The 20,784-nt window shown below is 68.5% G+C and carries 17 protein-coding genes and 2 pseudogenes; 10 read left to right on the top strand and 9 right to left on the bottom strand.

Going from position 1 to position 20,784, the window contains the following annotated elements; translation table 11 throughout:
* Positions 1-6 precede the first annotated feature (6 nt).
* From AB4120_RS15790 to AB4120_RS15755, 8 genes are all read right to left on the bottom strand, one after another.
* Entirely contained in the window at positions 7-417 is a 411-nt protein-coding gene (locus AB4120_RS15790) for a VOC family protein (protein WP_149138463.1), read from the bottom strand.
* Positions 418-453: 36 nt separating this feature from the next.
* On the bottom strand, positions 454-915 hold the full coding sequence (locus AB4120_RS15785; protein WP_149138462.1) for a helix-turn-helix transcriptional regulator: 462 nt from the start codon (positions 913-915) through the stop codon (positions 454-456).
* 42 nt (positions 916-957) lie between these two features.
* Positions 958-1,446 (bottom strand): VOC family protein, encoded by a 489-nt coding sequence (locus AB4120_RS15780; RefSeq protein ID WP_149138461.1) that lies wholly within the window; start codon positions 1,444-1,446, stop codon positions 958-960.
* 87 nt (positions 1,447-1,533) lie between these two features.
* Positions 1,534-2,085, bottom strand: coding sequence for a dTDP-4-dehydrorhamnose 3,5-epimerase (gene rfbC / locus AB4120_RS15775; protein WP_149138460.1), 552 nt, complete (start codon positions 2,083-2,085; stop codon positions 1,534-1,536).
* A gap of 62 nt (positions 2,086-2,147) precedes the next feature.
* On the bottom strand, positions 2,148-3,086 hold the full coding sequence (rfbD, locus tag AB4120_RS15770) for a dTDP-4-dehydrorhamnose reductase (RefSeq protein ID WP_441642558.1): 939 nt from the start codon (positions 3,084-3,086) through the stop codon (positions 2,148-2,150).
* On the bottom strand, positions 3,073-4,140 hold the full coding sequence (rfbB, locus tag AB4120_RS15765) for a dTDP-glucose 4,6-dehydratase (RefSeq protein WP_149138458.1): 1,068 nt from the start codon (positions 4,138-4,140) through the stop codon (positions 3,073-3,075). The genes rfbD and rfbB overlap by 14 nt, the downstream gene beginning before the upstream one ends.
* Before the next feature lie 44 nt (positions 4,141-4,184).
* Positions 4,185-4,985 carry a 2OG-Fe(II) oxygenase gene (locus AB4120_RS15760; RefSeq protein ID WP_149138457.1) on the bottom strand — a complete coding sequence of 267 codons (801 nt, stop codon included), beginning with the start codon at positions 4,983-4,985 and terminating at the stop codon, positions 4,185-4,187.
* Positions 4,986-5,006: 21 nt separating this feature from the next.
* Positions 5,007-6,071 (bottom strand): GlxA family transcriptional regulator, encoded by a 1,065-nt coding sequence (locus AB4120_RS15755; RefSeq protein ID WP_187645204.1) that lies wholly within the window; start codon positions 6,069-6,071, stop codon positions 5,007-5,009.
* A 533-nt stretch (positions 6,072-6,604) separates the two neighbouring features.
* Between AB4120_RS15755 and AB4120_RS15750 the strand changes: the two genes are divergently transcribed.
* The 10 genes and pseudogenes from AB4120_RS15750 to rfbA all read left to right on the top strand — a co-directional run bounded on the left by AB4120_RS15750 (position 6,605) and on the right by rfbA (position 19,356).
* A complete protein-coding gene (locus tag AB4120_RS15750) occupies positions 6,605-8,113 on the top strand; it encodes a mannose-1-phosphate guanylyltransferase/mannose-6-phosphate isomerase (RefSeq protein ID WP_149138455.1) in 1,509 nt (502 codons plus the stop codon).
* 308 nt (positions 8,114-8,421) lie between these two features.
* Positions 8,422-9,015: pseudogene (locus AB4120_RS15745) on the top strand (sugar transferase); the annotation flags it as partial.
* A gap of 54 nt (positions 9,016-9,069) precedes the next feature.
* Complete coding sequence (locus tag AB4120_RS15740; RefSeq protein ID WP_149138453.1) at positions 9,070-11,343, top strand: GNVR domain-containing protein; 2,274 nt, start codon at positions 9,070-9,072, stop codon at positions 11,341-11,343.
* A complete protein-coding gene (locus AB4120_RS15735) occupies positions 11,340-12,350 on the top strand; it encodes a glycosyltransferase (protein WP_149138452.1) in 1,011 nt (336 codons plus the stop codon). Before AB4120_RS15740 ends, AB4120_RS15735 begins: the two co-directional genes overlap by 4 nt.
* Positions 12,351-12,384: 34 nt before the next feature.
* Positions 12,385-13,392, top strand: a pseudogene (locus AB4120_RS15730) (glycosyltransferase family A protein); the annotation flags it as partial.
* 372 nt (positions 13,393-13,764) lie between these two features.
* Complete coding sequence (locus tag AB4120_RS15725) at positions 13,765-14,538, top strand: glycosyltransferase family 4 protein (RefSeq protein WP_316248537.1); 774 nt, start codon at positions 13,765-13,767, stop codon at positions 14,536-14,538.
* A complete protein-coding gene (locus AB4120_RS15720) occupies positions 14,520-15,827 on the top strand; it encodes a glycosyltransferase family 4 protein (protein ID WP_441642557.1) in 1,308 nt (435 codons plus the stop codon). The genes AB4120_RS15725 and AB4120_RS15720 overlap by 19 nt, the downstream gene beginning before the upstream one ends.
* 6 nt (positions 15,828-15,833) lie before the next feature.
* Positions 15,834-17,108: an oligosaccharide repeat unit polymerase gene (locus AB4120_RS15715; RefSeq protein WP_149138451.1), complete on the top strand. Its 1,275-nt coding sequence runs from the start codon at positions 15,834-15,836 to the stop codon at positions 17,106-17,108.
* Between the two features lie 13 nt (positions 17,109-17,121).
* A complete protein-coding gene (locus AB4120_RS15710) occupies positions 17,122-18,417 on the top strand; it encodes an oligosaccharide flippase family protein (protein ID WP_149138450.1) in 1,296 nt (431 codons plus the stop codon).
* A gap of 51 nt (positions 18,418-18,468) precedes the next feature.
* The gene (gene rfbA / locus AB4120_RS15705; protein WP_149138449.1) at positions 18,469-19,356 is read left to right on the top strand and encodes a glucose-1-phosphate thymidylyltransferase RfbA; all 888 of its coding nucleotides are present in this window, start codon (positions 18,469-18,471) and stop codon (positions 19,354-19,356) included.
* A 26-nt stretch (positions 19,357-19,382) separates the two neighbouring features.
* On the opposite strand, the gene AB4120_RS15700 is transcribed toward rfbA, so the two are convergent.
* Positions 19,383-20,633, bottom strand: a complete 1,251-nt coding sequence (locus AB4120_RS15700; protein ID WP_149138448.1) for a right-handed parallel beta-helix repeat-containing protein — start codon at positions 20,631-20,633, stop codon at positions 19,383-19,385.
* Between the last annotated feature and the right edge of the window lie 151 nt (positions 20,634-20,784).

The following is a 20,784-nucleotide window of genomic DNA, read 5'->3' as shown; positions in this document are numbered from 1 at the left end:
CCTGACCTACTTGAGCTGCTGGATGCGGAGCATGTTGCCGGCCGGGTCGCGCACGCCCAGGTCGCGCACGCCGTAGGGCTGGTCGGTCGGCTCCTGGACGATCTCGGCGTCCCAGTCCTGCAGGCGCTGGAAGGTGGCGTCGAGGTCGGTCGCGCCCAGCAGCAGCATGGCGTAGGTGCCCTTGGCCATCATTTCGGCGATGGTGCGGCGTTCGTCGTCGGTCACGCCGGGCGTGGCGTTGGGCGGGAACAGGACGATCGACGTCTCGGGTTTGCCCTTGGGGCCGACCGTGACCCAGCGGTTGCCGCCGAAGGCGACGTCCTTGCGGATTTCGAAGTCGAGCGCGTCCCGGTAGAAGGCCAACGAGGTTTCCGGGTCGGTGTGGGGCAGGAAGGCCGAGTGAATGCTGAGGTCCATGAGAGGTTTCCGTTTCCGTGTTGAGGTCCTGGCAGTCTAGGCCGTCCCCTTTCCCGGCGCTTCTCGATTCCTGATCGGTCGCGTGACCTGCCGGGCGACGCAGGGCGGCATGCCCTCGGCCTCGCCGGCGGCCTCGCGCCGGTAGCGGCTCGGCGAGACCCCGACCAGCTCGGTGAAACGGGTGCTGAAGGTGCCCAGCGACGAACATCCCACCTCGAAGCAGACCTCGGTGACGCTCAGGTCCCCCCGGCGCAGCAGCGCCATCGCGCGCTCGATGCGCCGGGTCATCAGGTAGGCATAGACGGATTCGCCATAGGCCAGCCGGAACTGCCGGCTGAGGTGGCCCGCGGACATGTGGACACCCCGGGCCAGCGCCTCGACGTCCAGCGGCTGGGCATAGTCGCGGTCGATGCGGTCGCGCACGCGGCGCAGGCGGGCGAGGTCGCGGAGGGTGGTGTCGGGGGCGATATGAGGGGCGATATGAGGGGCGGCGGGCATCCGGCCATGCTGCCATGCCCGCCGGGCGGGTTCAACCCACCATCACTGGCCGTCCCCGCGGATGGCCGCCTCGATCCTGGCGATGTCGATCTTCTTCATCGTCAGCATCGCGTTAAACGCGCGTTTGGCCAGCGCCTTGTCCGGGCTGGTGACGGCCTCGACCAGCACGCGCGGCGAAATCTGCCACGACAGCCCCCATTTGTCCTTGCACCAGCCGCATTCGCTTTCCTTGCCGCCGTTGCCGACGATGGCATTCCACAGGCGGTCGGTTTCGGCCTGGTCTTCCGTGGAAATCTGGAACGAGAAGGACTCGTTGTGCTGGAAGTGCGGGCCGCCGTTCAGGCCCACGCAGGGAATGCCGGCGACGGTGAACTCGACGGTGAGGACATCGCCCTCCTTGCCGTCCGGATAATCGCCCGGGGAGCGGTGGACGGCCCCAACCGCGCTGTCGGGGAAGGTCTTGGCATAGAAATTGGCGGCATCGAGCGCGTCGCGGTTGTACCACAGGCAAATGGTGTTCTTGCTGCTCATGCGTGTCTCCTGAAGTTGGACCAACACTTCGGGTCGCGCCGCAGGACGGGCGAAGTTGGCCTCGCTCCATTGTATGACCGCAGCCGCCTAGGCAAACACCTCCGCCTCCCGCAGCGTCTTGGCCCCGGCGTCCTTGGCCGCGAGCAGCGGTTCGCCCTGGATCGGCCAGTCGATGTGGAGGGTGCTGTCGCGCCAGAGCAGGGAGCGCTCGTGCTCGGGGTACCAGCTGTCCGTGGTCTTGTAGAGGAACTCGGCATAGTCCGAGGTGACTACGAATCCGTGGGCGAAGCCTTCGGGCACCCAGAGCTGGCGCTTGTTGGCGGCCGAGAGCGTGACGCCGACCCACTTGCCGAAGGTGGGCGAGCTGCTGCGCAGGTCCACCGCCACGTCGAATACCTCCCCCATCACCACGCGCACCAGCTTGCCCTGCGGATGGCGCACCTGATAGTGGAGGCCGCGCAGGACGTTGCGCGCCGAGCGCGAATGGTTGTCCTGGACGAAGCTGGTCTTCACCCCGGTCAGGGCCTCGAACTCGGGGCCGTTGAAGCTCTCGTAGAAGAAGCCCCGATCGTCGCCGAACACCTTGGGTTCGATGACAAGCACATCGGGAATGGCGGTTCGGGTCACGTTCATGGTCATGGGAGGCTCCAGGCTTACGGGCTTACGGGCTTACGGGCGTACAGGCTGACCGGCTGAAAGGCTTAGGGGCGCAGCTGGTCCAGCAGCAGGTGCAGCCCCTGCTGCCAGTCCGGCAGGTGGATGCCGAACGTGCGGCGCAGCCTGCTGGTGTCGAGGCGCGAATTTGCCGGGCGCGGCGCCGGCAGCGGATAGTCGGTGGCGGGAATGGGGGCGATGCGCGCCGGGTCCGTCTTCAGCGGGAAGCCATGCGCGGCGGCGTAGCGGATCACCTCGGTGGCATAGCCGTGCCAGGTGGTTTCCCCGGCGGCGGCCAGATGGTAGATGCCGGCCGGGAACGCCGCGCGGTTGCCGGCCAGCCAGTAGCGGGCCACGACCTGCGCGGTGACATCGGCGATGAGCGCGGCGGTGGTTGGCGCGCCGAACTGGTCCGCCACCACGCGCAGGCTGTCGCGCTCGGCGCCCAGCCGCAGCATGGTGCGGGCGAAATTGGCGCCATGCGCGCCGGCCACCCAGCACGTGCGCAGGATCAGCGCGGGCGCGCCCACGGCGGCGATGGCCTGCTCGCCGGCGAGCTTGCTCCGGCCATAGACCGAGAGCGGGCCGGTCGGGTCGCTCTCCAGATAGTAAGCATCGACTTTTGTCCCATCGAACACATAGTCGGTCGAGTAGTGCACCAGCAGGCTGCCGTGCGCCCGGGCCTCCTCCGCCAGCACGCCCACGGCCTCGCCGTTGATCCGGAAGACGGTGTCGCGCTCGGCCTCCGCCTCCGCACGGTCCACGGCGGTGTAGGCGGCGGCATTGACGATCACGTCGGGCCGGACCGCGCGCACCACGCGCCGCAGCTGGTCGAGGTCCGACAGGTTGCAGCCGGCGCGGTCCAGCGCCACCACGCGGCCCAGCGGCGCCAGGCTGCGGCGCAACTCGAATCCGACCTGGCCGTTGCTGCCGGTGACCTGCAGGGTGGGGATCTCGCGGTCCCTGGGGGGGTCATGCGGCGGCATACTGCCTCGCCATCCAGTTACGGTACTCGCCCGAGGTCACGTCCTTGACCCAGCCCGGGTTGTCCAGATACCACTGCACGGTCTTGCGCAGGCCGGTCTCGAAGGTTTCGGCTGGCCGCCAGCCCAGTTCACGCTCCAGCTTGCGGGCGTCGATGGCATAGCGGCGGTCGTGGCCGGGGCGGTCGGTGACGAAGGTGATCTGCTGGCGGTAGGAGCCGCTCGCCTTCGGGCGCAGGGCGTCGAGCAGGTCGCACAGCGTGTGCACCACGTCCAGATTCGACTTCTCGTTCCAGCCGCCGATGTTGTAGGTCTCGCCGACCCTGCCGCGCGCCAGCACCGTGCGGATGGCCGCGCAGTGGTCGCCCACGTAGAGCCAGTCGCGCACGTTGAGGCCGTCGCCATAGACCGGCAATGCCTTGCCGGACAGGGCGTTGGTGATCATCAGCGGGATCAGCTTCTCGGGGAAGTGGTAGGGGCCGTAGTTGTTCGAGCAGTGGGTGGTCAGCACCGGCAGCCCGTAGGTGTGGTGGTAAGACCGGACGAGGTGGTCCGACGCCGCCTTGGAGGCCGAGTAGGGGCTGTTGGGCTGGTAAGGCGTGGACTCCGAGAACGGCGGGTCGTCGGCGCCCAGCGAGCCGAACACCTCGTCGGTGGAGACGTGCAGGAAGCGGAAGTGGTCCGCATCGGCCGCATTCAGGTGCCCCCAATAGGCCCGGGCGGCCTCCAGCAGCGTGAAGGTGCCGACCACATTGGTCTGGATAAAGGCGCCCGGATCGGCGATGGAGCGGTCCACGTGGCTCTCCGCCGCGAAGTGCACCACGGCCTGGGGCCGGTGGGTGGCCAGCAGCGCGTCCAGCGCGGCCCGGTCGCAGATATCGGTCTGGGAGAAGACGTGGCGGGGTTGTCCTTCCACGGCGGCCAGGCTGCGGCGGTTGCCGGCGTAGGTCAGCTTGTCGACGTTGACGATGCGGTCGCCGTGGTGCCGCCGCAGCCAGTCGAGCACGAAGTTGCTGCCGATGAAGCCGGCGCCGCCGGTGACGAGAAGGGTTGCCATCGTAGTTTGCCTGTTGCCTGTTGCCTGTTGCCTGTGGACTATCGCTATCGCCCGACGATCCGCTTGGCCAGCGCCTTGGCGTACGGGGGCGTCATGCCATGCAGGATGTCTCGCGCGGTGATGGTGAAGCGCTCGCCGGGCCGGGCGCGGAAGCGCGTGGTGTGTTCCTCGGAGGCCTGGTCCGGGCGCCCGTTGGTGTAGTAATAGAGCGCGATCGAGCGCCGCGTGACGCCGGGCGGGCAGGCCAGCGGCACCGGATGGCCGTGCCAGGAGCACTCGTTGGTGCTGAAGACCACCAGCCGGTTGCCGATGGGCGAGATGTTCTGCACGCAGTGCTGGACTTCCTCGTCCCAGAGCTGGAGATGGCCGGCCCAGTTGTCGTCCCATTCGTCATTCAGGTACAGCAGCACGTTAAGGCGCCGGTCCAGCTTCCATTCGAGGTGGTAGTTGTAGTCGATATGGAGCCCCAGGCGGCCGCCCGGCAGCGTCTGGTGCAGTCCGCCGCCGTGCAGGTGGGGGTCCGGCACCAGCCCCTGGATGCCCGACAGCTGCTCCAGGAAGCGGATGAAGCCGGGACTGTTGAACTCGACAATCAGGGCGCGCAGCGCGGGCGGAATGGCGTAGAAGTCCTGGATCTGGAGCTTCAGGTTCTCGGCGGCGGAGCGGAAGGTGAACCAGACCTTCTCCTCGGCGCGGGGGAATGCGGCGCTGGCCTCGCGGTAGATGCCGTCGTCCAGGAAATTGTCGATACAGACATGCGGAAACGGCGCGGCGCCACTGTATGACTCCGAAAGCTCGCGCGAAATCCAGTCCAGCTTGGCAACATCCAGCAGATCTTGGTGCATGACTCTTGCCTCCTCCTGTAGCTAGGCTGCGTCTGGCAGCGCGGTCCTGTCGAGATTGCGGTAGGCGGTGGGGGACAGCTCGAAGCGTTTGCGGAAGATTTTGGCGAGGCGGTCGCCGTTGCCCATGCCGCAGCGGCGGGCGATCTTGTCCACCGGGAGGTCGGTTTCCTTGAGCAGCCGGCAGATCATCTCCAGCCGGGCACGGATCAGGTATTCGGACGGGGTCATGCCCAGCGCGCACTTGAAGCGGCGCAGGTAGTTGCGCTCGCTCATGGCGGCGATGCGGGCGGCGTCGGCCACGGAGATCTCTTCCGCGTAGTGCGCGGTGATCCAGCGGGCCGAGGCGCGCACTTTCTCCAGGGCTTCGGAGGAGGCGGCGATGTCGGGGCCGTCGTCGGGTTCGGGCGGGTCCTGGCGGGCCAGCGGGGCGTCGCGCTGCGGGGCCAGGCGGCGGGCGACTTCGGTTGCCATCGCGCAACCGAGGTCGAACTCGATCTGCGCCAGCGCCATGTCGGCGGCCGAGGGCATCACGTCCGGCGCGGAGACGGCGCCATCGCGGCACCAGAACACGGACGAGGTGACGTGGCTGATGCCCGTCATCTCGTCCACTTCGACAATTTTCTGGGGAATGGCGCGCGACACGCGGGGCTGGGCGGGCGGGGTGCGCTGGCCACGAGGGTGGCTTCCGGGGCTGCGCTCCAGGACCGAGGCGCTGACCTCGATCATGGCGTTCATCAGGCGGGCATCGCGCTCGCCGGACGGCTCGCGCTCGCTGCAGCCGATGAAGATGGCGTTGAAGCCACGTTGGCCCAGCACGTCCAGCCCCTGCGTCCAGATCCGCACGGAGGAGGAGCAGGCAACGATGCCGCCCCGGTGGGACAGCAGGGACAACTGGTAGGCGGGCCGGCCGGTGCGCTGCAGGGCGATTTCATTCGCCACGCGGAACGCCTCGGCAATGATGCCGGCGGTCAGCAGGGAGCAGCCATCGAACAGCATCAGGCCGATGCGCCGGATCTCGCGCTGGCCGGTCATCGGGATCGGGCCGATGGTGCGCATCGGCGCTGGCGTATCGACTAGGTAATCCATTGGCCGCTGCTCCCCTGATGTCGAATAAGAAAATCGCATCTGCTGCGTTGCATCATAACGAATATCACCTGCCCACAAAATCCGGCTGGCCGATAAAGACGCGATATTGGCGGAACATGACTTGTACGCCGTCGCATAAAGGAGAATAAGCGACGCCACCGCCATCCGATGTTTCCGAAGTGAATCATTATTTTCATTCAAATGCGCGGAAACGCACAGAGACTTTTCGCCGATTCGCCGCAATCCATTGTGCGCACAGGCTTTGGGCATTGCGATGAACTAAATACATGCGCCGCCGTATATTGGTGCGGGATTTTGTAAATATGCCGTGCTGATTCGTTGTTTCGATATTCAGGCGGCGTTTCGCCTGATCAAAGTGGAGGCTTAATTACTTTCAAAAGCGTTACACCTTGATTATTCGGACAAAGATTCTGCATTTTCCGCCGCGCGGTCAGATCTGCTTTTTCGGGCATCTATGCTTCGCTGCAACAAAAGGCGTTTCGCCAGTTGCAGCTACCCGGACAGGAGCAGACATGCGTACCACGGACACGATGGAATCCACGACGGATCTGGCGATAGCAGCGCCCGCGGTGCGCTTGCGGCTGGCCGCAGTGGTGCTCGCCGGCGGCTCGGGCACGCGGCTCTGGCCCCTCTCGCGCAAGCACTTCCCCAAGCAACTGATCGACGTGATTGGCGGTGACACGCTGCTCCAGACCACTGCGCGCCGGCTGGCCGGGCTGGTGGAAGGAAGCGGTGCGATGGGTGAGGTGGCGCCGATCATCGTCTGTGGCGAGGCGCACCGCTTCATGACCGCCCAGCAGCTGGCCGAAGCCGGCGTGGCGGCGCGCATCGTGGTGGAGCCGGCCGGGCGCAATACCGCCCCGGCCCTGACCATGGCCGCGCTGCTTGCCTGCGCCGAGGGCGACGACTGCATCCTCGTGGCCATGCCGGCCGACCATGTGATTGCCGACAACGGCGCCTTCCAGCAGGCCGTGCTGCGCGCGGCGGGGTTTGCCGAGCAGGGCGCGATGGTCACGCTTGGCGTGCCGCCGACGCGCGCCGATACCGGGTTTGGCTACATCCGGCTGGGCGCCTCGCTCGACGATGCCGCGCGCCGGATCGACGCCTTCGTGGAAAAGCCTGCCGCCGAACTGGCGGCCAAGTACGTGGCCTCGGGCGAGTACTGGTGGAACAGCGGCATCTTCGTGGTGCGCGCCAGCACCTGGCTGCGCACGCTGCAACAGCTACAGCCGGCCATGCACGCGGCCTGCGCGGATGCCTTCGCCACCGGCCGCAGCGACGGCGCGGTGTTCCACCCGCACGCGGAGGCGTTCGCGGCAGTGCCCTCGGACTCGATCGACTACGCGGTGATGGAGCAGCTCGCGCGCGCCGATGGCGTGCCGGGCGTGGTGGTGCCGCTCGATGCCGGCTGGTCCGACCTCGGCTCCTGGGACGCCGTGTGGGACGCCATCGACAAGGATGGCGAAGGCAACGCCGCCCGGGGCCGCGTGCTGTTCGAGGGCGCCACCTCCTGCTACGCCCATTCCGAGGGCCGGCTGGTGGCCTGCGTGGGCACCACCAACGTGATCGTGGTGGAGACCGCCGACGCCGTGCTCGTGGTGGATCGCTCCCATGTGCAGGGCGTGAAGGGGCTGGTCGAGCGGATCGCGCGGCAGCACGGCACCGAGGCGGATTCCCACCGCAAGGTGCAGCGGCCCTGGGGCTGCTACGACTCGCTCGACACCGGCGAGCGCTTCCAGGTCAAGCACATCGTGGTGCGGCCGGGCGCCAAGCTCTCGCTGCAACGGCACCACCATCGCGCCGAACACTGGACCGTGGTGCGCGGCACCGCGCTCGTCACCCGTGGCGAAGAGCAGTTCCTGCTCAGCGAGAACGAATCCACCTACATCCCGATTGGCACCACGCACCGGCTCGAGAACCCCGGAAAGCTGCCGCTCGAGATCATCGAAGTGCAGTCCGGCGCCTATCTCGGCGAAGACGACATCGTGCGCATCGAGGACACCTACGGGCGCTGCGCCTGACCCCCCGACTGCCGGACTGCCTGATCACCCGACACAAGCCGACGCGCGCCTCCTGGAGACATCGATCGCAAGTTAACCCTGGCCACGGGAGAGTCGCCATGTTCCAAGCTTTCAAATCGCTGTTCACCGAGTCCGGCGGCGCCACCCGCCGCCTGACGCCCCCCGCGCCGGGCGGCGCGGCAAGTGCCGGGGGCACGGGCGAGCTGCCCGGCGCCATCGCGGGGTTCGTCCCGCCCGTGCTGGACGGCCCCGCTGGCGGCCCGGCGGACATGTCGATGCGGCTGCCGCCCGCGCTGGGGCTGGGCGCCAAGCGCGCCTTCGACACGGCGGCCGCGCTCACCCTGTTGCTGCTGCTCTCGCCGCTGATGCTCACCGTGGCGCTGCTGGTGATGAAGGATGGCGGCCCGTGCCTGTTCGGCCATACCCGCATCGGCGCCAACGGCCGCAAGTTCAAGTGCCTGAAGTTCCGTTCGATGGTGATGAACGCCGACGCGGTGCTGCAGGAGCTGCTGGCGACCGACCCCGTGGCGCGGGCCGAGTGGGAACGCGATTTCAAGCTGCGAGACGACGTGCGCATCACGCGGCTGGGCCGTTTCATCCGCCGCACCAGCATCGACGAACTGCCGCAGCTGTGGAACGTGGTGCGCGGGGACATGAGCCTGGTCGGCCCGCGCCCCGTGGTGGAGAACGAGCTGGAGCGCTATGGCGACGCGGCGGCCTACTACCTGCGCGTGCTGCCCGGCATCACCGGCCCGTGGCAGGTCAGCGGGCGCAACGAGACCGACTACGGCACGCGCATCTCGCTCGACGTGGCCTACGTGCGCAACTGGTCGTTCGTGGGGGACATCGTGATCCTGTTCAAGACCGTGGGCGTCGTCCTGCATGGCCGTGGCGCGTACTGACACACACAACAACGACCCTCGCCCGCGCGGGCGGGGGCGATACGGGAGAACGGCATGAATTCGCCTCAGATCATCCACGCAGGCCATGACATGCCGGGGCGGCCCTTCGCCCGCTCGATGAACATCCGCACGACGATCCTGGCCTCGCGCTGGCTGATCGCCGGCACGACATCGCTCTGCCTGCTCGGGGGCGTGGCCTACGCGCTGTTTACCCGCCCGGTGTACCGCTCGGACCTGCTGATCCAGGTGGAGCCGAGTATGTCCGAGTCTCGGTCCCCCGCCGGCGATGTGCGGCCGATGCAGGAGCTGAAGCCGGATACCACCTCCGAAATCCAGGTGCTGAACTCGCGCATGGTGGTGTCGCGCGCGGTAGAGACGCTCAAGCTGTATATCGATGCCGCGCCGCGCTACGTGCCGGTGATCGGCTGGTGGCTGGCCGCGCGCACGGACGGGCTGTCCCAGCCGCTGCCGGGCGGCTACGTGCATGGTGCGGAGCGAATCGACGTGGCCCGCTTCGACGTGCCGGCCGGCTGGCAGGGCAAGACCTTCGTGATGACGCTGGGGAGGAACGGGTCCTACGTGCTCACGCTGTCCCGGATGTGGGGCGAGCCGCTGCTGACGCTGCGCGGCAAGGTGGGCGTGCCGCTGCACGCGGACACCGCGCGTGGGCCGGTGGACCTGCTGGTGAAGACCGCCGACGGGGAGCCCGGCGCCACCTTCACGATCAGGCGCTATTCGGAAATCGCCACCACGGAGTGGCTGCAACGGTCGCTGTCGATCTCGGAGCGCGGCAAGCAGTCGAGCATCATCGGCGTGGCGCTCGACAGCGTGGACCCGGTGCGCGCCAGCCAGATCCTGAACGTGGTGGGCACCGAGTATGTCGAGCAGAACGTGCGGCGGCGTTCCGAGGAGGCGGACAAGTCGATCCGCTTCCTCGACGAGCAGCTGCCGCAGCTCAAGCAGCAGGTGGAGGAATCGGAGAGCGCCTATAACGCCTATCGGGCCAAGGAAGGCGCCGTCGATACCAGCGAGGAGGCGCGCACGCTGCTGGAGCAGGCCGTGACCATGGAGACCCGCCAGCTCGACCTGAAGGAGAAGCGCCGGGAGCTGATTACGCGCTATACGGACGAGCACCGCTACGTGCGCGCGCTGGACGCCCAGCTGCAGGAGGGCGCCGCCGCGCTGGCGCTCAACCAGGCGCGCACGCGCAACCTGCCGCTGATCGAGCAGACGCTGTTGCAGCGCCAGCGCAAGATGAAGGTGGACACCGAGCTGTACACCAATCGCCTGAACGCCCGCCAGCAACTGGCGCTGGTGCGCGCCGGCAAGGTGGCGAACGTGCGGCTGATCGACCCCGCCACGCCGCCCGAGACACCGTTCATGCCGCGCCGGGGCGTGGCCGTGGGCGGCTCGCTGCTGGCCGGCCTGTTCGCCGGGCTGGTGCTGGCCACGTTCCGGCGCCGCATGGCCGGCGCCGTGCAGGACCGCGAGGAAATCGAGATTGCCACGGGCCTGCCCGTGTACGCCACCGTGCCGCGCAGCCGGCTGACCAGCGAGGCCAAGCCCGGCCGGCCAAACTGGCCGCTCCGGCTGGCCAGTCCGGCGGAGCGCGCCGTGCTGCCCGATGCCGCCATCGAAAGCCTGCGCACCATCCGCACCACGCTGCACTTCGCCTTGAGCGAGGCGCCCAACCGGGTGGTGCTGATCACCGGGCCCACCGCCGGCATCGGCAAGTCGTTCGTCGCCGCGAACCTGGCGACGCTGGCGGGGGCATCCAAGCGCCGCGTGCTGCTGATCGACGCGGACCTGCGCAACGGCGCGCTGCACCGGCGCTTTCACGTCGACCGGGGGCCAGGCTTGTCCGAGGTGGTTGCCGGCACGCACCGGCTGGAGGACGTGGTCCGCCGCGATGTCTCGTACGGGCTGGACCTGCTGTCCACCGGCCTGCACATGGCGGGGCCGAGCGAGCTGCTGCTCCAGCCGGAGCTGGCCACGCTGATCCAGCGCGTGGCGGCCCAGTACGACATGGTGGTGCTGGACGGCCCGCCGCTGCTGCCCGTGGCGGATGCGCTGGTGCTGGGCCGCATGGCCGGCACCGTGCTGATGGTGGCGCGCCACCGCGTGACCACGGTCGACCAGATCGACGAGAGCACGCGCCGGCTGGCCCAGGCCAACGTCGCCGTGCAGGGCGTGATCTTCAACGACTTCACCGGCACCCTGCCTCGGTACAGCTACGCCTACGGCGTCAATGCAGAGCCCCAAGCGCCCATAGAGCCCCAAGCGCCCCGCCCGGCCACGCCGGGCTCCTCCCCAAGCGAGCCGACATGACGTTCTCCCACAACAAGCGCATCACGCTGGTCACCGTTACCTACGGAGACCGGCTCCACTACTGTGCGGAACTGCTGCGGCGCGCGTTCGACGACGAAGGCGTGCGGCACGCCGTGGTGGTCAGCAACAACTCGGCATCCGACCTGAGCGGGCTCGAAGCCCGCTGGGGGCGCCGCATCACCGTGGTGCACCTGCCGACCAACACCGGCTCGGCCAACGGCTACGCGGTCGGCATCGAAACCGCGCTGCGTGGCGATACCGACTACCTGTGGCTGATGGATGACGACAACGCCCCGTGCCCCGGCGCGCTGGGCGTGCTCTGCCATCAGCTCGACGTGCTGACTCGCGAGACCGGCCGGGCGCGCGCGGCGGTGCTCGGCTTCCGGCCCGACCATCAGGGCGACATCGCCATGGGCGTGCCGGGTGCGCTGGCCTCGCCGCCGCGTTCGAGCTACTTCGGCTTCCACGTCGCCCGCATCCCCTACAAGATCTGGCGCCGCACGCCGTGGGGCCGGCCGCGCCCGCACGCGCTGCCCGCCGTGGTGTCGATGCCGTTCGCGCCGTACGGCGGCTTTCTGGCCCACCGGGACGTCTATGCCGACCTCGGCCTGCCGGACCCGAATCTGGTGCTCTACGCGGACGACACCGAATACACCTGGCGCCTGACCGCCCGGGGCGGCCGCATCGCGCTGGTGACCGGCGCGCAGCTGGAGGACCTGGAGGGTTCCTGGAACGTCAAGCGCAACTGGAAGAACCATTTCGAGTGCCTGCTGTTGAGCGGCTCGGACTTCCGCGCCTACTACAGCAGCCGCAACCAGGCGTGGTTCGACAAGCACTACTGGTCCACGTCCGGGTTCACCTATCGGCTGAACCGGCTGGTGTTCCTGATCCTGCTGCGCTTCTACGGCAAGCGCCGCAGTGCAGCGGCGCGCCTCAGCCTGCTGGAGCGTGCCATTGCCGATGGCGAGGCGAACCGCCTCGGCTTTCATGCCGATTACTCCCTGTAGCAGCGCCCACCGTTCCCCCACCACCGAGACCCCCATGCCGTCGCACCCGGAACCCGCGAGCCTGACCATCGTCATCTGCAACTACAACTACGCGCGGTTTCTGGGCGGGGCGATTGACTCGGCGCTGGCCCAGACCGCACCGGCGGTGAAGGTCATGGTGATCGACGATGGCTCGACGGACGGCTCACGCGAGATCCTGCTCGGCTACGGCGACCGCCTCGAGGCCATCTGCCAGGCCAACGGCGGGCAGGTATCGGCCTACAACCACGCGCTGCGCCGCGTGACCACGCCCTACGTGATCTTCCTCGACGCCGACGACCTGCTGGAGCCGGACGCCGCCGCGACGGTGCTGGCCGCCTTCGCCGCCGGCGACTACGCCAAGGTGCAGTTCCGGCTGGAAGTGATGACCGGCGACGGCACGCTGACCGGCGTGCAGGTGCCGCAATCGAACGCCGTGGCCGACTGCGGCGCGCTGCTGCGGCAGGGCTGGCTCTATCCGTCCCCGCCGGGCTCCGGCAATGCCTACCGCGTGGCGGCGCTGCGCCGCATCTTCCCCGTGCCGGTGACCGCCGACAACATCCACGGCGCCGATTTCTATGCGATCTACGGCATCGCGCTGGTCGGCGACGTGTTTGCCATCGACCGGCCGCTTGGCCGCTACCGGGTGCATCGGCAGGACAACGGCGGGCTGTCGCTGGCCAACGCGGAAGACGCGCTGGCGGGCGCCCGGCAGTCCACCCGGCGCTGGACGCTGCTGCGCGAGATTGCGCGCCAGCGGCTTGGCATCACGCTGCCGGCGGCGCCGCTGGACTTCGCGCTGGAGAAGGCGCTGTTCGCTACCGCGCTGTACGGCGCGCCGCTCGGCCGGCGCTGGCGCTGGTTCCTGCGCGAGTCCGGCCGCTACTTCCATACCGTCGCCGCGAACCCGTACTGGAGCCTGCGCAAGAAGGTGGCGGTGTCCGGCCTGACGGCGCTCGCGCTGGTGCCGGTGAAGGCGGTCAGCGACCGCGCGATCCGCTTTATTGCCAATCCGCTCGCGCGCAGCGGGGCGCCGGTGCGGCCTGTCCGACCGATCACGGCGGCAGGCGGAGATCCGACCATCGTGTCGATCAATGGCCGCTATCTGGGCCGGCGCCCGACCGGCGTGGACCGCTTTGCGAACGAGGTGATCCGCAGCATCGACGAACTGGTGGCCACGCAGGCGCCCGCCGTGGCGGGGCTGTCGTTCGAGCTGCTGATCCCGCCGTCGGTGGAGGTCGAGCCGGAACGCTTTCCGAATCTGCGCATTCGCACCGTGCCGGGCGGCAACGGCCAGTACTGGGAGCAGGTCTGCCTGCCGCTGGCGGCGCGCGGCACCCTGCTGCTGAACCTGTGCAACGCCGGGCCGCTGCTCTACCGGAATCAGGTGACGGTGATGCACGACGCCGCGCCGATGCGCGTGCCGCAGGCGTACACGCGCGCCTTCCGGGCCTGGTATCGGATGATGGCGCCGTGGATTGGCCGCATCGCCCGGCGCGTGCTGACGGTGTCCGAGTTCTCGCGCGGGGAGTTGATTCAGGCGTATCACATCCCGGGCCGCAAGATCGGCGTGCTGCCGATGAGCGGCGACCATATGCTGCGGCTGCCGGAGGAGACAGACGTGCGTGAGAAGTTCCACTTGTCTGGCCGGCCATACATCCTCGCCGTCAGCAGTGCCAGCCATCACAAGAACTTCCGGCTCGTGGTGGAGGCCATCGAGCTGCTCAAGGCCACGGACTACGACGTGGTCATCGTCGGCGGGGGCATGCCGATGCTCAAGGCGGTGCAGCAGGCGTCGCCCGATTTCGTGAAGCGGGTGGGCTATGTCGAGGATGGCGACCTCAAGGCCCTGTTCCGCCAGGCCGCCTGCTTCGTGTTTCCGTCGCTGTACGAGGGCTTCGGGCTGCCGCCGGTGGAGGCGATGACGCTGGGCTGCCCGGTCATCGCGTCCAACCTGCCCTCGGTGCGCGAGGCCTGCGGCGACGCGGCGATCTACTTCCGCCCCACCAGCGCGGCGGAGTGCGGCGAAGCCATGATGCACGTGATGCACGACAGCGCCCTGCGTGACCGCCTGCGCACCCAGGGCTTCGCCAACGTCCAGCGGCGTTCCTGGCGCCTGACCGCCGACCGGCTTCTTACCGAGATCTCCCCATGGCTGCCCCAACGCTGACCCCCTCCCCGACGCTCGCCCCGACTCTCGCCCCGACGCTCACCCCGACGCTCACCCCGAATCCCCTGCCCGGCGAATTCGGCCGGGTGGCAGTGGTGCACGACTGGCTGACGACGTACGCCGGCTCCGAGCGCGTACTGGAGCAGATCCTCAAGATCTGGCCCGAGGCCGACCTGTTCAGCGTGGTCGATTTCTTCCCGGAGGCCCAGCGCCACGTGCTGCAAGGCAAGCATGCCAAGACGTCGTTCATCCAGCGCCTGCCGCGTGCCCGCCAGTCGTTCCGCAACTACCTGCCGCTGATGCCGCTGGCGGTGGAACAGTTCGACCTCTCCGACTACGACCTCGTGATCTCGTCCAGCCATGCCGTGGCGAAGGGCGTCATCACCGGGCCGGAGCAGCTCCACGTCAGCTACATCCATTCGCCGATCCGCTACGCCTGGGACCTCCAGCACCAGTATCTCGACGAATCGCGCCTGACGCGCGGGCTCAAGAGCTGGATCGCCCGGGCCATCCTCCATTACATGCGGATCTGGGACCAGCGCACCGCCCATGGCGTGGACCTGCTGGTGGCCAACTCGGCCTACGTGGCGCGGCGCATCCGCAAGGTCTACGGCTGCCCGGCCACGGTGGTGTTCCCGCCGGTGGATGTGGAGCGCTTCGGCCCGGGCCAGTGCCGCGAGGACTTCTACCTGACCGCCTCCCGGCTGGTGCCGTACAAGAAGGTGGCGCTGATCGTGGAAGCCTTCGCGGCCATGCCGGACAAGCGGCTGGTGGTGATTGGCGATGGGCCGGACTTCGCGCGCATCCAGGCCATGTTGCCCCCCAACGTGCGGATGCTGGGCTACCAGTCGACCGAGATACTCATCGACCATATGCAGCGCGCCCGGGCCTTCGTGTTCGCGGCCGAGGAGGATTTCGGCATCGTGGCCGTGGAGGCGCAGGCTTGCGGCACGCCGGTGATCGCGCTGGGGCGGGGCGGCGCCAGCGAGACGGTGATCGACGCCGGTAATGCCGGCACCCGTACCGGCGTGTTCTTCCCGCGTCAGACCGTGGAGGACATCGTGCGTGCGGTCTGCCGCTTCGAGGACAGCGGCTGGTTCGACCCGGCCGTCTGCCGCGAGAACGCGCTGCGCTTCACGCCGGAGCGCTTCCGGCGCGAGTTTCTGGCAGTGGTGCGGCAGGCCATGGCCGGGCAGGCCGGCAGGCCGCGCCCCGCACCGCCCGAGCCGAAACCCCCGGCGCCGGCAGAACCATTCCACACCGACGACCTCGCGGTCGTCCCCAGATAGATGCCGATGCCCCATCCGATCCCGCCCCGCAACCGCCATGACGGCTACTGGTGGGAAGACCCCACCCGGCTGCTGCTGTACTTCATCGTGCCGCTCTATGTGCTGATCTCGGTGTCGCTGCTGGGCGACCAGAAAGCCATCGAGCGGGTCTACTTCACCAGCTTCTATGCGCTGGCCGGCGGGCTGTTCCTGGTGGTGCTGACCGTGGCGTCCTACGCGGGCGATTCCCTCGCCCCGCTGGCGCCCCGGCCGCGCGCCGAGATGCCCGTGCACATCCTCGACGCGCTGTTCTGGCTCGCCCTGATCGGCTATCTGGTGATGATGGGCGGCGTGATCGCCCGGCCCGCCGTGCTGATCTCGTTCCTGACGGGGTCCGCCAGCACCTACGACGTCCTGGAGCTGAAGGGCCGCATCGCCGGCATCAGCACGCTCACCCAGGCCGGCGTGGCCTATGTGCCGCTCTATTTCTACATCTTCCGCCAGCCGGTGCGCGGCCTGAACCGCTACAAGCTCTACCTGGCCGTGCTGCTGGTGCTGACGGTGCTGCGCAGCTTCATCTTCGCCGAGCGGCTGGCGCTGGTGGAGCTGGTGCTGCCGTGGGTGCTGATGGTGATGCGGTTCCGTAACGTGCCCCGGCGCAACTGGCTGCTGCGGCTGGGGCCGTTCGCGGCCATCGGCCCGCTGATCGGCTTCTTTATCGCCAACGAATACAACCGGTCGTGGGAGACGCACTACGTCAATCTCTACGACAACATCTTCGAGTTCGCGCTGGAGCGGCTCGGCATGTACTACTCCACCTCGCTGAACAACGGGGCCGGGCTGCTGGCCATCATGGGCTGGGGTGCCGGCGACGCGGTGTTCACGTTCGACTGGCTGGTCAAGTTCCCCGTGGTGGGCGAGTTCATGCGCCCGCTGGTGGGCAATGGCGACAGCTACACGATGTTCCTGAGCGACTTCGGCGACCCGGAGTTCAACAATCCGTCCGGCATCTACGTGCACTTTCACGAGTGGGGATGGTTCGCGCTGCTGCTGGCGGCGGGCATGGGCTGGCTGCTGTCCCGCAGCTACGCGGGCTGGCGCGCGGGGGATGGCTTCTGGTGCTGCGCGCATGCGGTGCTGCTGGTGTCCCTGCTGGAGATCCTGCGCGTGCCCAACCTGTTCAGCGGGCGCAACTTCGTGCCGCTGGCGCTGCTGTGGCTGATCTTCCAGATGGCTGGCCAGCCGGTGCGACGACGGGCGTCGCCGCTGGCGCGTGGTGTGATCCGTCCCGGTCCGCGCTGACGCCGCCGCCGCCATGCCGACCTCCATCCGCGCCACCGCGACCTATCTCCTGCTGATCCAGGCCGGCAACTACCTGTTCCCGCTGCTCCTGCTGCCGCTGCTCGGCCGGGTGCTCGGGGTGAAGGAGTTCGGCGTGCTGTCCTACTGCCAGGCGCTGGCGCAGTACCTGATCCTGCTGACTGACTACGGCCACAATCTCACCGCCACGCGGCTGGTGTCGCTGGGGCGGGACGACCCCACCGTGGTCGCCCGCGTGTTCTCGGCCACGATGGCCGCCAAGCTGACCCTGACGCTGGCCGCCGCGCTGCTGATGGCCGGCACGCTGGGGCTGGTACCGAGCCTGCGCGAGCACTGGACCATCCTCGCGGCGGCCTTCGTCGGCGTGGTGGCCAACGCCTTCACGCCGATCTGGCTGTACCAGGGCCTGGAGCGCATGAAGGTGCTGGTGGTGCCGAACTTCATCGCCAAGGCGGTCAGCCTGGGCTGCGTGCTGGCGTGGGTGCGGGCGCCCGGGGACGCCGCGCTGGCCGCGCTGGGCATCAGCGTGGGCACGGTGCTGCTGGCGGTGGCGGCGCTGTGGGGCATCTACCGGCAGCGGCTGGCGTCGCTGGTGGCGGTGTCGGTGCGCGAGGTGGTCACCTCGTTCCGCGAAGGATTCCCGGTGTTCCTCTCGCTGGTGCTGGTGAGCTTCTACGTCACCTTCAACGCCATCCTGCTCAACTACTTCCACGGCCCGGTGGCGGTGGGGCAGTTCTCGATGGCCGACAAGATCCGCGTGGCGGCCCAGACCATCTTCACCGTGGTGGGCACCGCTTTCTTCCCGCGCATCAGCCAGTACAACGTCTCGGACCCGGACGCGGCGCGCGCGCTGATGCGCAAGGCGATGCTGGCGGTGTTTGCCTGCGCCGGCGCGCTGGCCATCGGCATCGAGCTGTTTGCCGACGTGGGCATCCGTATGTGGCTGGGCGAGCCGTTCCACGACGCCATCCTGCTGCTCCGGCTGGAAGGCGTGCTGCTGCCGGTGACCAGCGTGGCCTTTGTCTTCGGCAACCTCGGCCTGCTGGCGCTGGGGCGCCACCGGCTGGTGCAGAACATCTACGCCGCCGTGACCGTGCTCCACCTGATCTACGTGGTGCCGCTGGTGATGCTGATGGGCGCCCGGGGCACGGTGATCTCGATCATCCTGACCGAGGTGTTCGGCGCGCTGGCCTTTGCCATCTGCTACCGCCGCGAGGCGGCTGCCCGCGCCACGGCCCGGGGCGTGGCGCCCGTGGCGCCCATCCCCGCCCCGTTTGAAAGAGCGACCTGAACAAACTTGACCGACCGACTTGACCCGACCATCGACCTGGGAGATTCAGACATGAACCGCAAAGGCATCATCCTGGCCGGTGGGTCCGGCACCCGGCTGTACCCGATCACGCAGTGCGTCTCCAAGCAGCTGCTGCCGGTCTATGACAAGCCGATGATCTACTACCCGCTCTCCACGCTGATGACGGCGGGCATCCGCGAGATCCTGGTCATCTCCACGCCGCAGGACCTGCCGCGCTTTGCCACCATGCTGGGCGACGGCAGCCAGTGGGGGCTGGACATCCAGTACGCGGAGCAGCCCTCGCCAGACGGGCTGGCGCAGGCGTTCATCATCGGCCGGGACTTCGTGGGCAAGCACCCTTCGGCGCTGATCCTCGGGGACAACATTTTCCACGGCAACGACCTGGCCCGGCTGCTGGCCCGCACCAACCGGCGCGAGGAAGGCGCCACCGTGTTCGCCTATCACGTGGACGACCCGGAGCGCTACGGCGTGGTGGAGTTCGACGAGGACTTTCGCGCGCTGTCGATCGAAGAGAAGCCGGCCGTCCCGCGCTCCAGCTACGCGGTGACCGGGCTGTATTTCTACGACAACGCCGTGTGCGACATCGCGGCGGACATCCGGCCCTCGGCACGCGGCGAGCTGGAGATCACCGATGTCAACTCACGCTACCTGGAAGCCGGGAAGCTCAGCGTGGACATCATGGGGCGCGGCTACGCGTGGCTGGACACCGGCACGCACGACTCGCTGGTGGAGGCGGCGCTGCTGGTCTCGACACTGCAGAAGCGGCAGGGCCTGATGGTGGCCTGCCCGGAGGAAATCGCCTACCGGCGCCGCTGGATCGATGCCGAGCAGCTGGGCCGGTTGGCCGGGCCGCTGGGGAAGAGCCACTACGGCAAGTACCTTCAGCGGCTGATCGAGGAGACCCCGCGCGTGCGATGATGGGTGGAGATAAATGCAGGGAGCGATCATTGCTGCCGCAGGGCGGTGCGCACCTGGGGCATCCGGCTCCGGTCCGCGCCCGAGACCTGCGGCGTGCCGGTGCCGTTGCAGCCGGTCAGGGCGATGCCGGTGCCGTCCAGCGTGTTGCCGTCGCAGGTCCAGGCGTCCGCCGGGCAGTTGCGCACCTGGAGGGACAGCGCCGCGCCGCCAATCGTCACGAACCGGTTGCGCGAGACGCGCACGTTGCACACATTGCCCACAGCCCGGAAGCCATCGTAGGTGGCCCGCGTCACCTGGTTGCCCGCCACCAGCACCCGCGCTACGCTGCCGGTGCCCGTATTGATGTCGATGGCCGCATGCCCCGCCGCCAGCCGGTTGTTGCCCGGCTGGGTGGCGTTCTCGATGTCCGCGATCATGTTGTCCGTCACCTGCACATTGGTCACGCCCGCCGTGCGGTAGCCGTCTTCCTGGGCGATGAGCACCGCCGCCGCCTTCTGCACCCCCTCGATCCAGTTATTGGCGATGGTCAGGTCGGTGCCGCCGACGATGGACGCGCCGCGCCCCCAGGCGTTGCCGGCGAGGTAGTTGGCGCTGACGAGGATGTTCTGGTTGATCGTGCCGTCGCGCTGGTAGCTGACGATGCCGATCATGTCGTCGCCGGTGGCGGTGACGGAGTTGTCCTGCACCAGCACGTCGCGCGAGCCGCCGGTGATGTGGATGCCGTCGGCCAGCGTGCCGTTGACCTTGTTGCCGACCAGCGCGATGCTGCTGCCGCGCGAGACGAAGATGCCGGCGCTGGCCCCGCCACGGATGGTGACGTCGAGCACCTGGATGCCGTAGCCGTCCACAGACACCTTGGCCGAGGTGGACGATTCGAGCCGCTGCGTGCCGGTGCCGACCAGCGTGACGCCGACCAGCGTGGCGTTGCGGCCGGTGATCTCCACCGCCTGCGCGTCCGGGCTGGTGGCGGTGAGCGTGGCGCCGTAGCCGGACACCACCACCTGCTCGCCCCGGATGGCCAGCACGTTGCCCACCCGATAGTTGCCGGGCGCCAGCACCAGCCTCTGGCCCGGCTGGAGGCTATCCAGCGCCGCCTGCAGGGCAGCGGCCTGGTCGGCCCCGCCGGCTGCCGGCTGGACCGCCACATCGGCTGTGGCGCCGACCGCGTCGATCGAGCCGCCCACCTCCTTGCGGCCGCCCAGCCACAGCACGAGCGCCGCCAGCGCCAGGGCCGTCAGTACGCTGGCCGCAGCGCCCTTGCGTTGGCGCCCCGTCATGTCGCCCGGCCTGCCGCGACATCAGGCGAGACCTTCAACTCGTTTGCGATGGTGCCCATGGCTTTGGTTCTCCGTCCATTCTCCGTCCAGACCGCTGGTTCGCCGTTGCATCATAGGCGCTGCACTGGCCCGGACCGGCCGCTTTGTCCGG

Origin of the sequence: Cupriavidus sp. 2KB_3 (genome assembly GCF_052115685.1) — a bacterium.
GTDB classification, from domain to species: domain Bacteria; phylum Pseudomonadota; class Gammaproteobacteria; order Burkholderiales; family Burkholderiaceae; genus Cupriavidus; species Cupriavidus campinensis.
Note: the sequence above shows the minus strand (reverse complement) of the source record. Positions and strands in the feature narration are given on the sequence as shown.

Excerpts from the sequence above, each read along its gene's own strand:
- AB4120_RS15700 (WP_149138448.1), bottom strand. The coding sequence starts at position 20,633 with ATGACGGGGCGCCAACGCAAGGGCGCTGCGGCCAGCGTACTGACGGCC.
- rfbC (WP_149138460.1), bottom strand. The coding sequence starts at position 2,085 with ATGACCATGAACGTGACCCGAACCGCCATTCCCGATGTGCTTGTCATC.
- AB4120_RS15735 (WP_149138452.1), top strand. The coding sequence starts at position 11,340 with ATGACGTTCTCCCACAACAAGCGCATCACGCTGGTCACCGTTACCTAC.
- AB4120_RS15755 (WP_187645204.1), bottom strand. The coding sequence starts at position 6,071 with ATGGATTACCTAGTCGATACGCCAGCGCCGATGCGCACCATCGGCCCG.
- AB4120_RS15785 (WP_149138462.1), bottom strand. The coding sequence starts at position 915 with ATGCCCGCCGCCCCTCATATCGCCCCTCATATCGCCCCCGACACCACC.
- AB4120_RS15790 (WP_149138463.1), bottom strand. The coding sequence starts at position 417 with ATGGACCTCAGCATTCACTCGGCCTTCCTGCCCCACACCGACCCGGAA.
- rfbD (WP_441642558.1), bottom strand. The coding sequence starts at position 3,086 with ATGCCGCCGCATGACCCCCCCAGGGACCGCGAGATCCCCACCCTGCAG.
- AB4120_RS15715 (WP_149138451.1), top strand. The coding sequence starts at position 15,834 with ATGCCCCATCCGATCCCGCCCCGCAACCGCCATGACGGCTACTGGTGG.
- AB4120_RS15760 (WP_149138457.1), bottom strand. The coding sequence starts at position 4,985 with ATGCACCAAGATCTGCTGGATGTTGCCAAGCTGGACTGGATTTCGCGC.
- AB4120_RS15750 (WP_149138455.1), top strand. The coding sequence starts at position 6,605 with ATGCGTACCACGGACACGATGGAATCCACGACGGATCTGGCGATAGCA.
- AB4120_RS15710 (WP_149138450.1), top strand. The coding sequence starts at position 17,122 with ATGCCGACCTCCATCCGCGCCACCGCGACCTATCTCCTGCTGATCCAG.
- rfbA (WP_149138449.1), top strand. The coding sequence starts at position 18,469 with ATGAACCGCAAAGGCATCATCCTGGCCGGTGGGTCCGGCACCCGGCTG.
- AB4120_RS15780 (WP_149138461.1), bottom strand. The coding sequence starts at position 1,446 with ATGAGCAGCAAGAACACCATTTGCCTGTGGTACAACCGCGACGCGCTC.
- AB4120_RS15740 (WP_149138453.1), top strand. The coding sequence starts at position 9,070 with ATGAATTCGCCTCAGATCATCCACGCAGGCCATGACATGCCGGGGCGG.
- AB4120_RS15725 (WP_316248537.1), top strand. The coding sequence starts at position 13,765 with ATGCACGACGCCGCGCCGATGCGCGTGCCGCAGGCGTACACGCGCGCC.
- AB4120_RS15720 (WP_441642557.1), top strand. The coding sequence starts at position 14,520 with ATGGCTGCCCCAACGCTGACCCCCTCCCCGACGCTCGCCCCGACTCTC.
- rfbB (WP_149138458.1), bottom strand. The coding sequence starts at position 4,140 with ATGGCAACCCTTCTCGTCACCGGCGGCGCCGGCTTCATCGGCAGCAAC.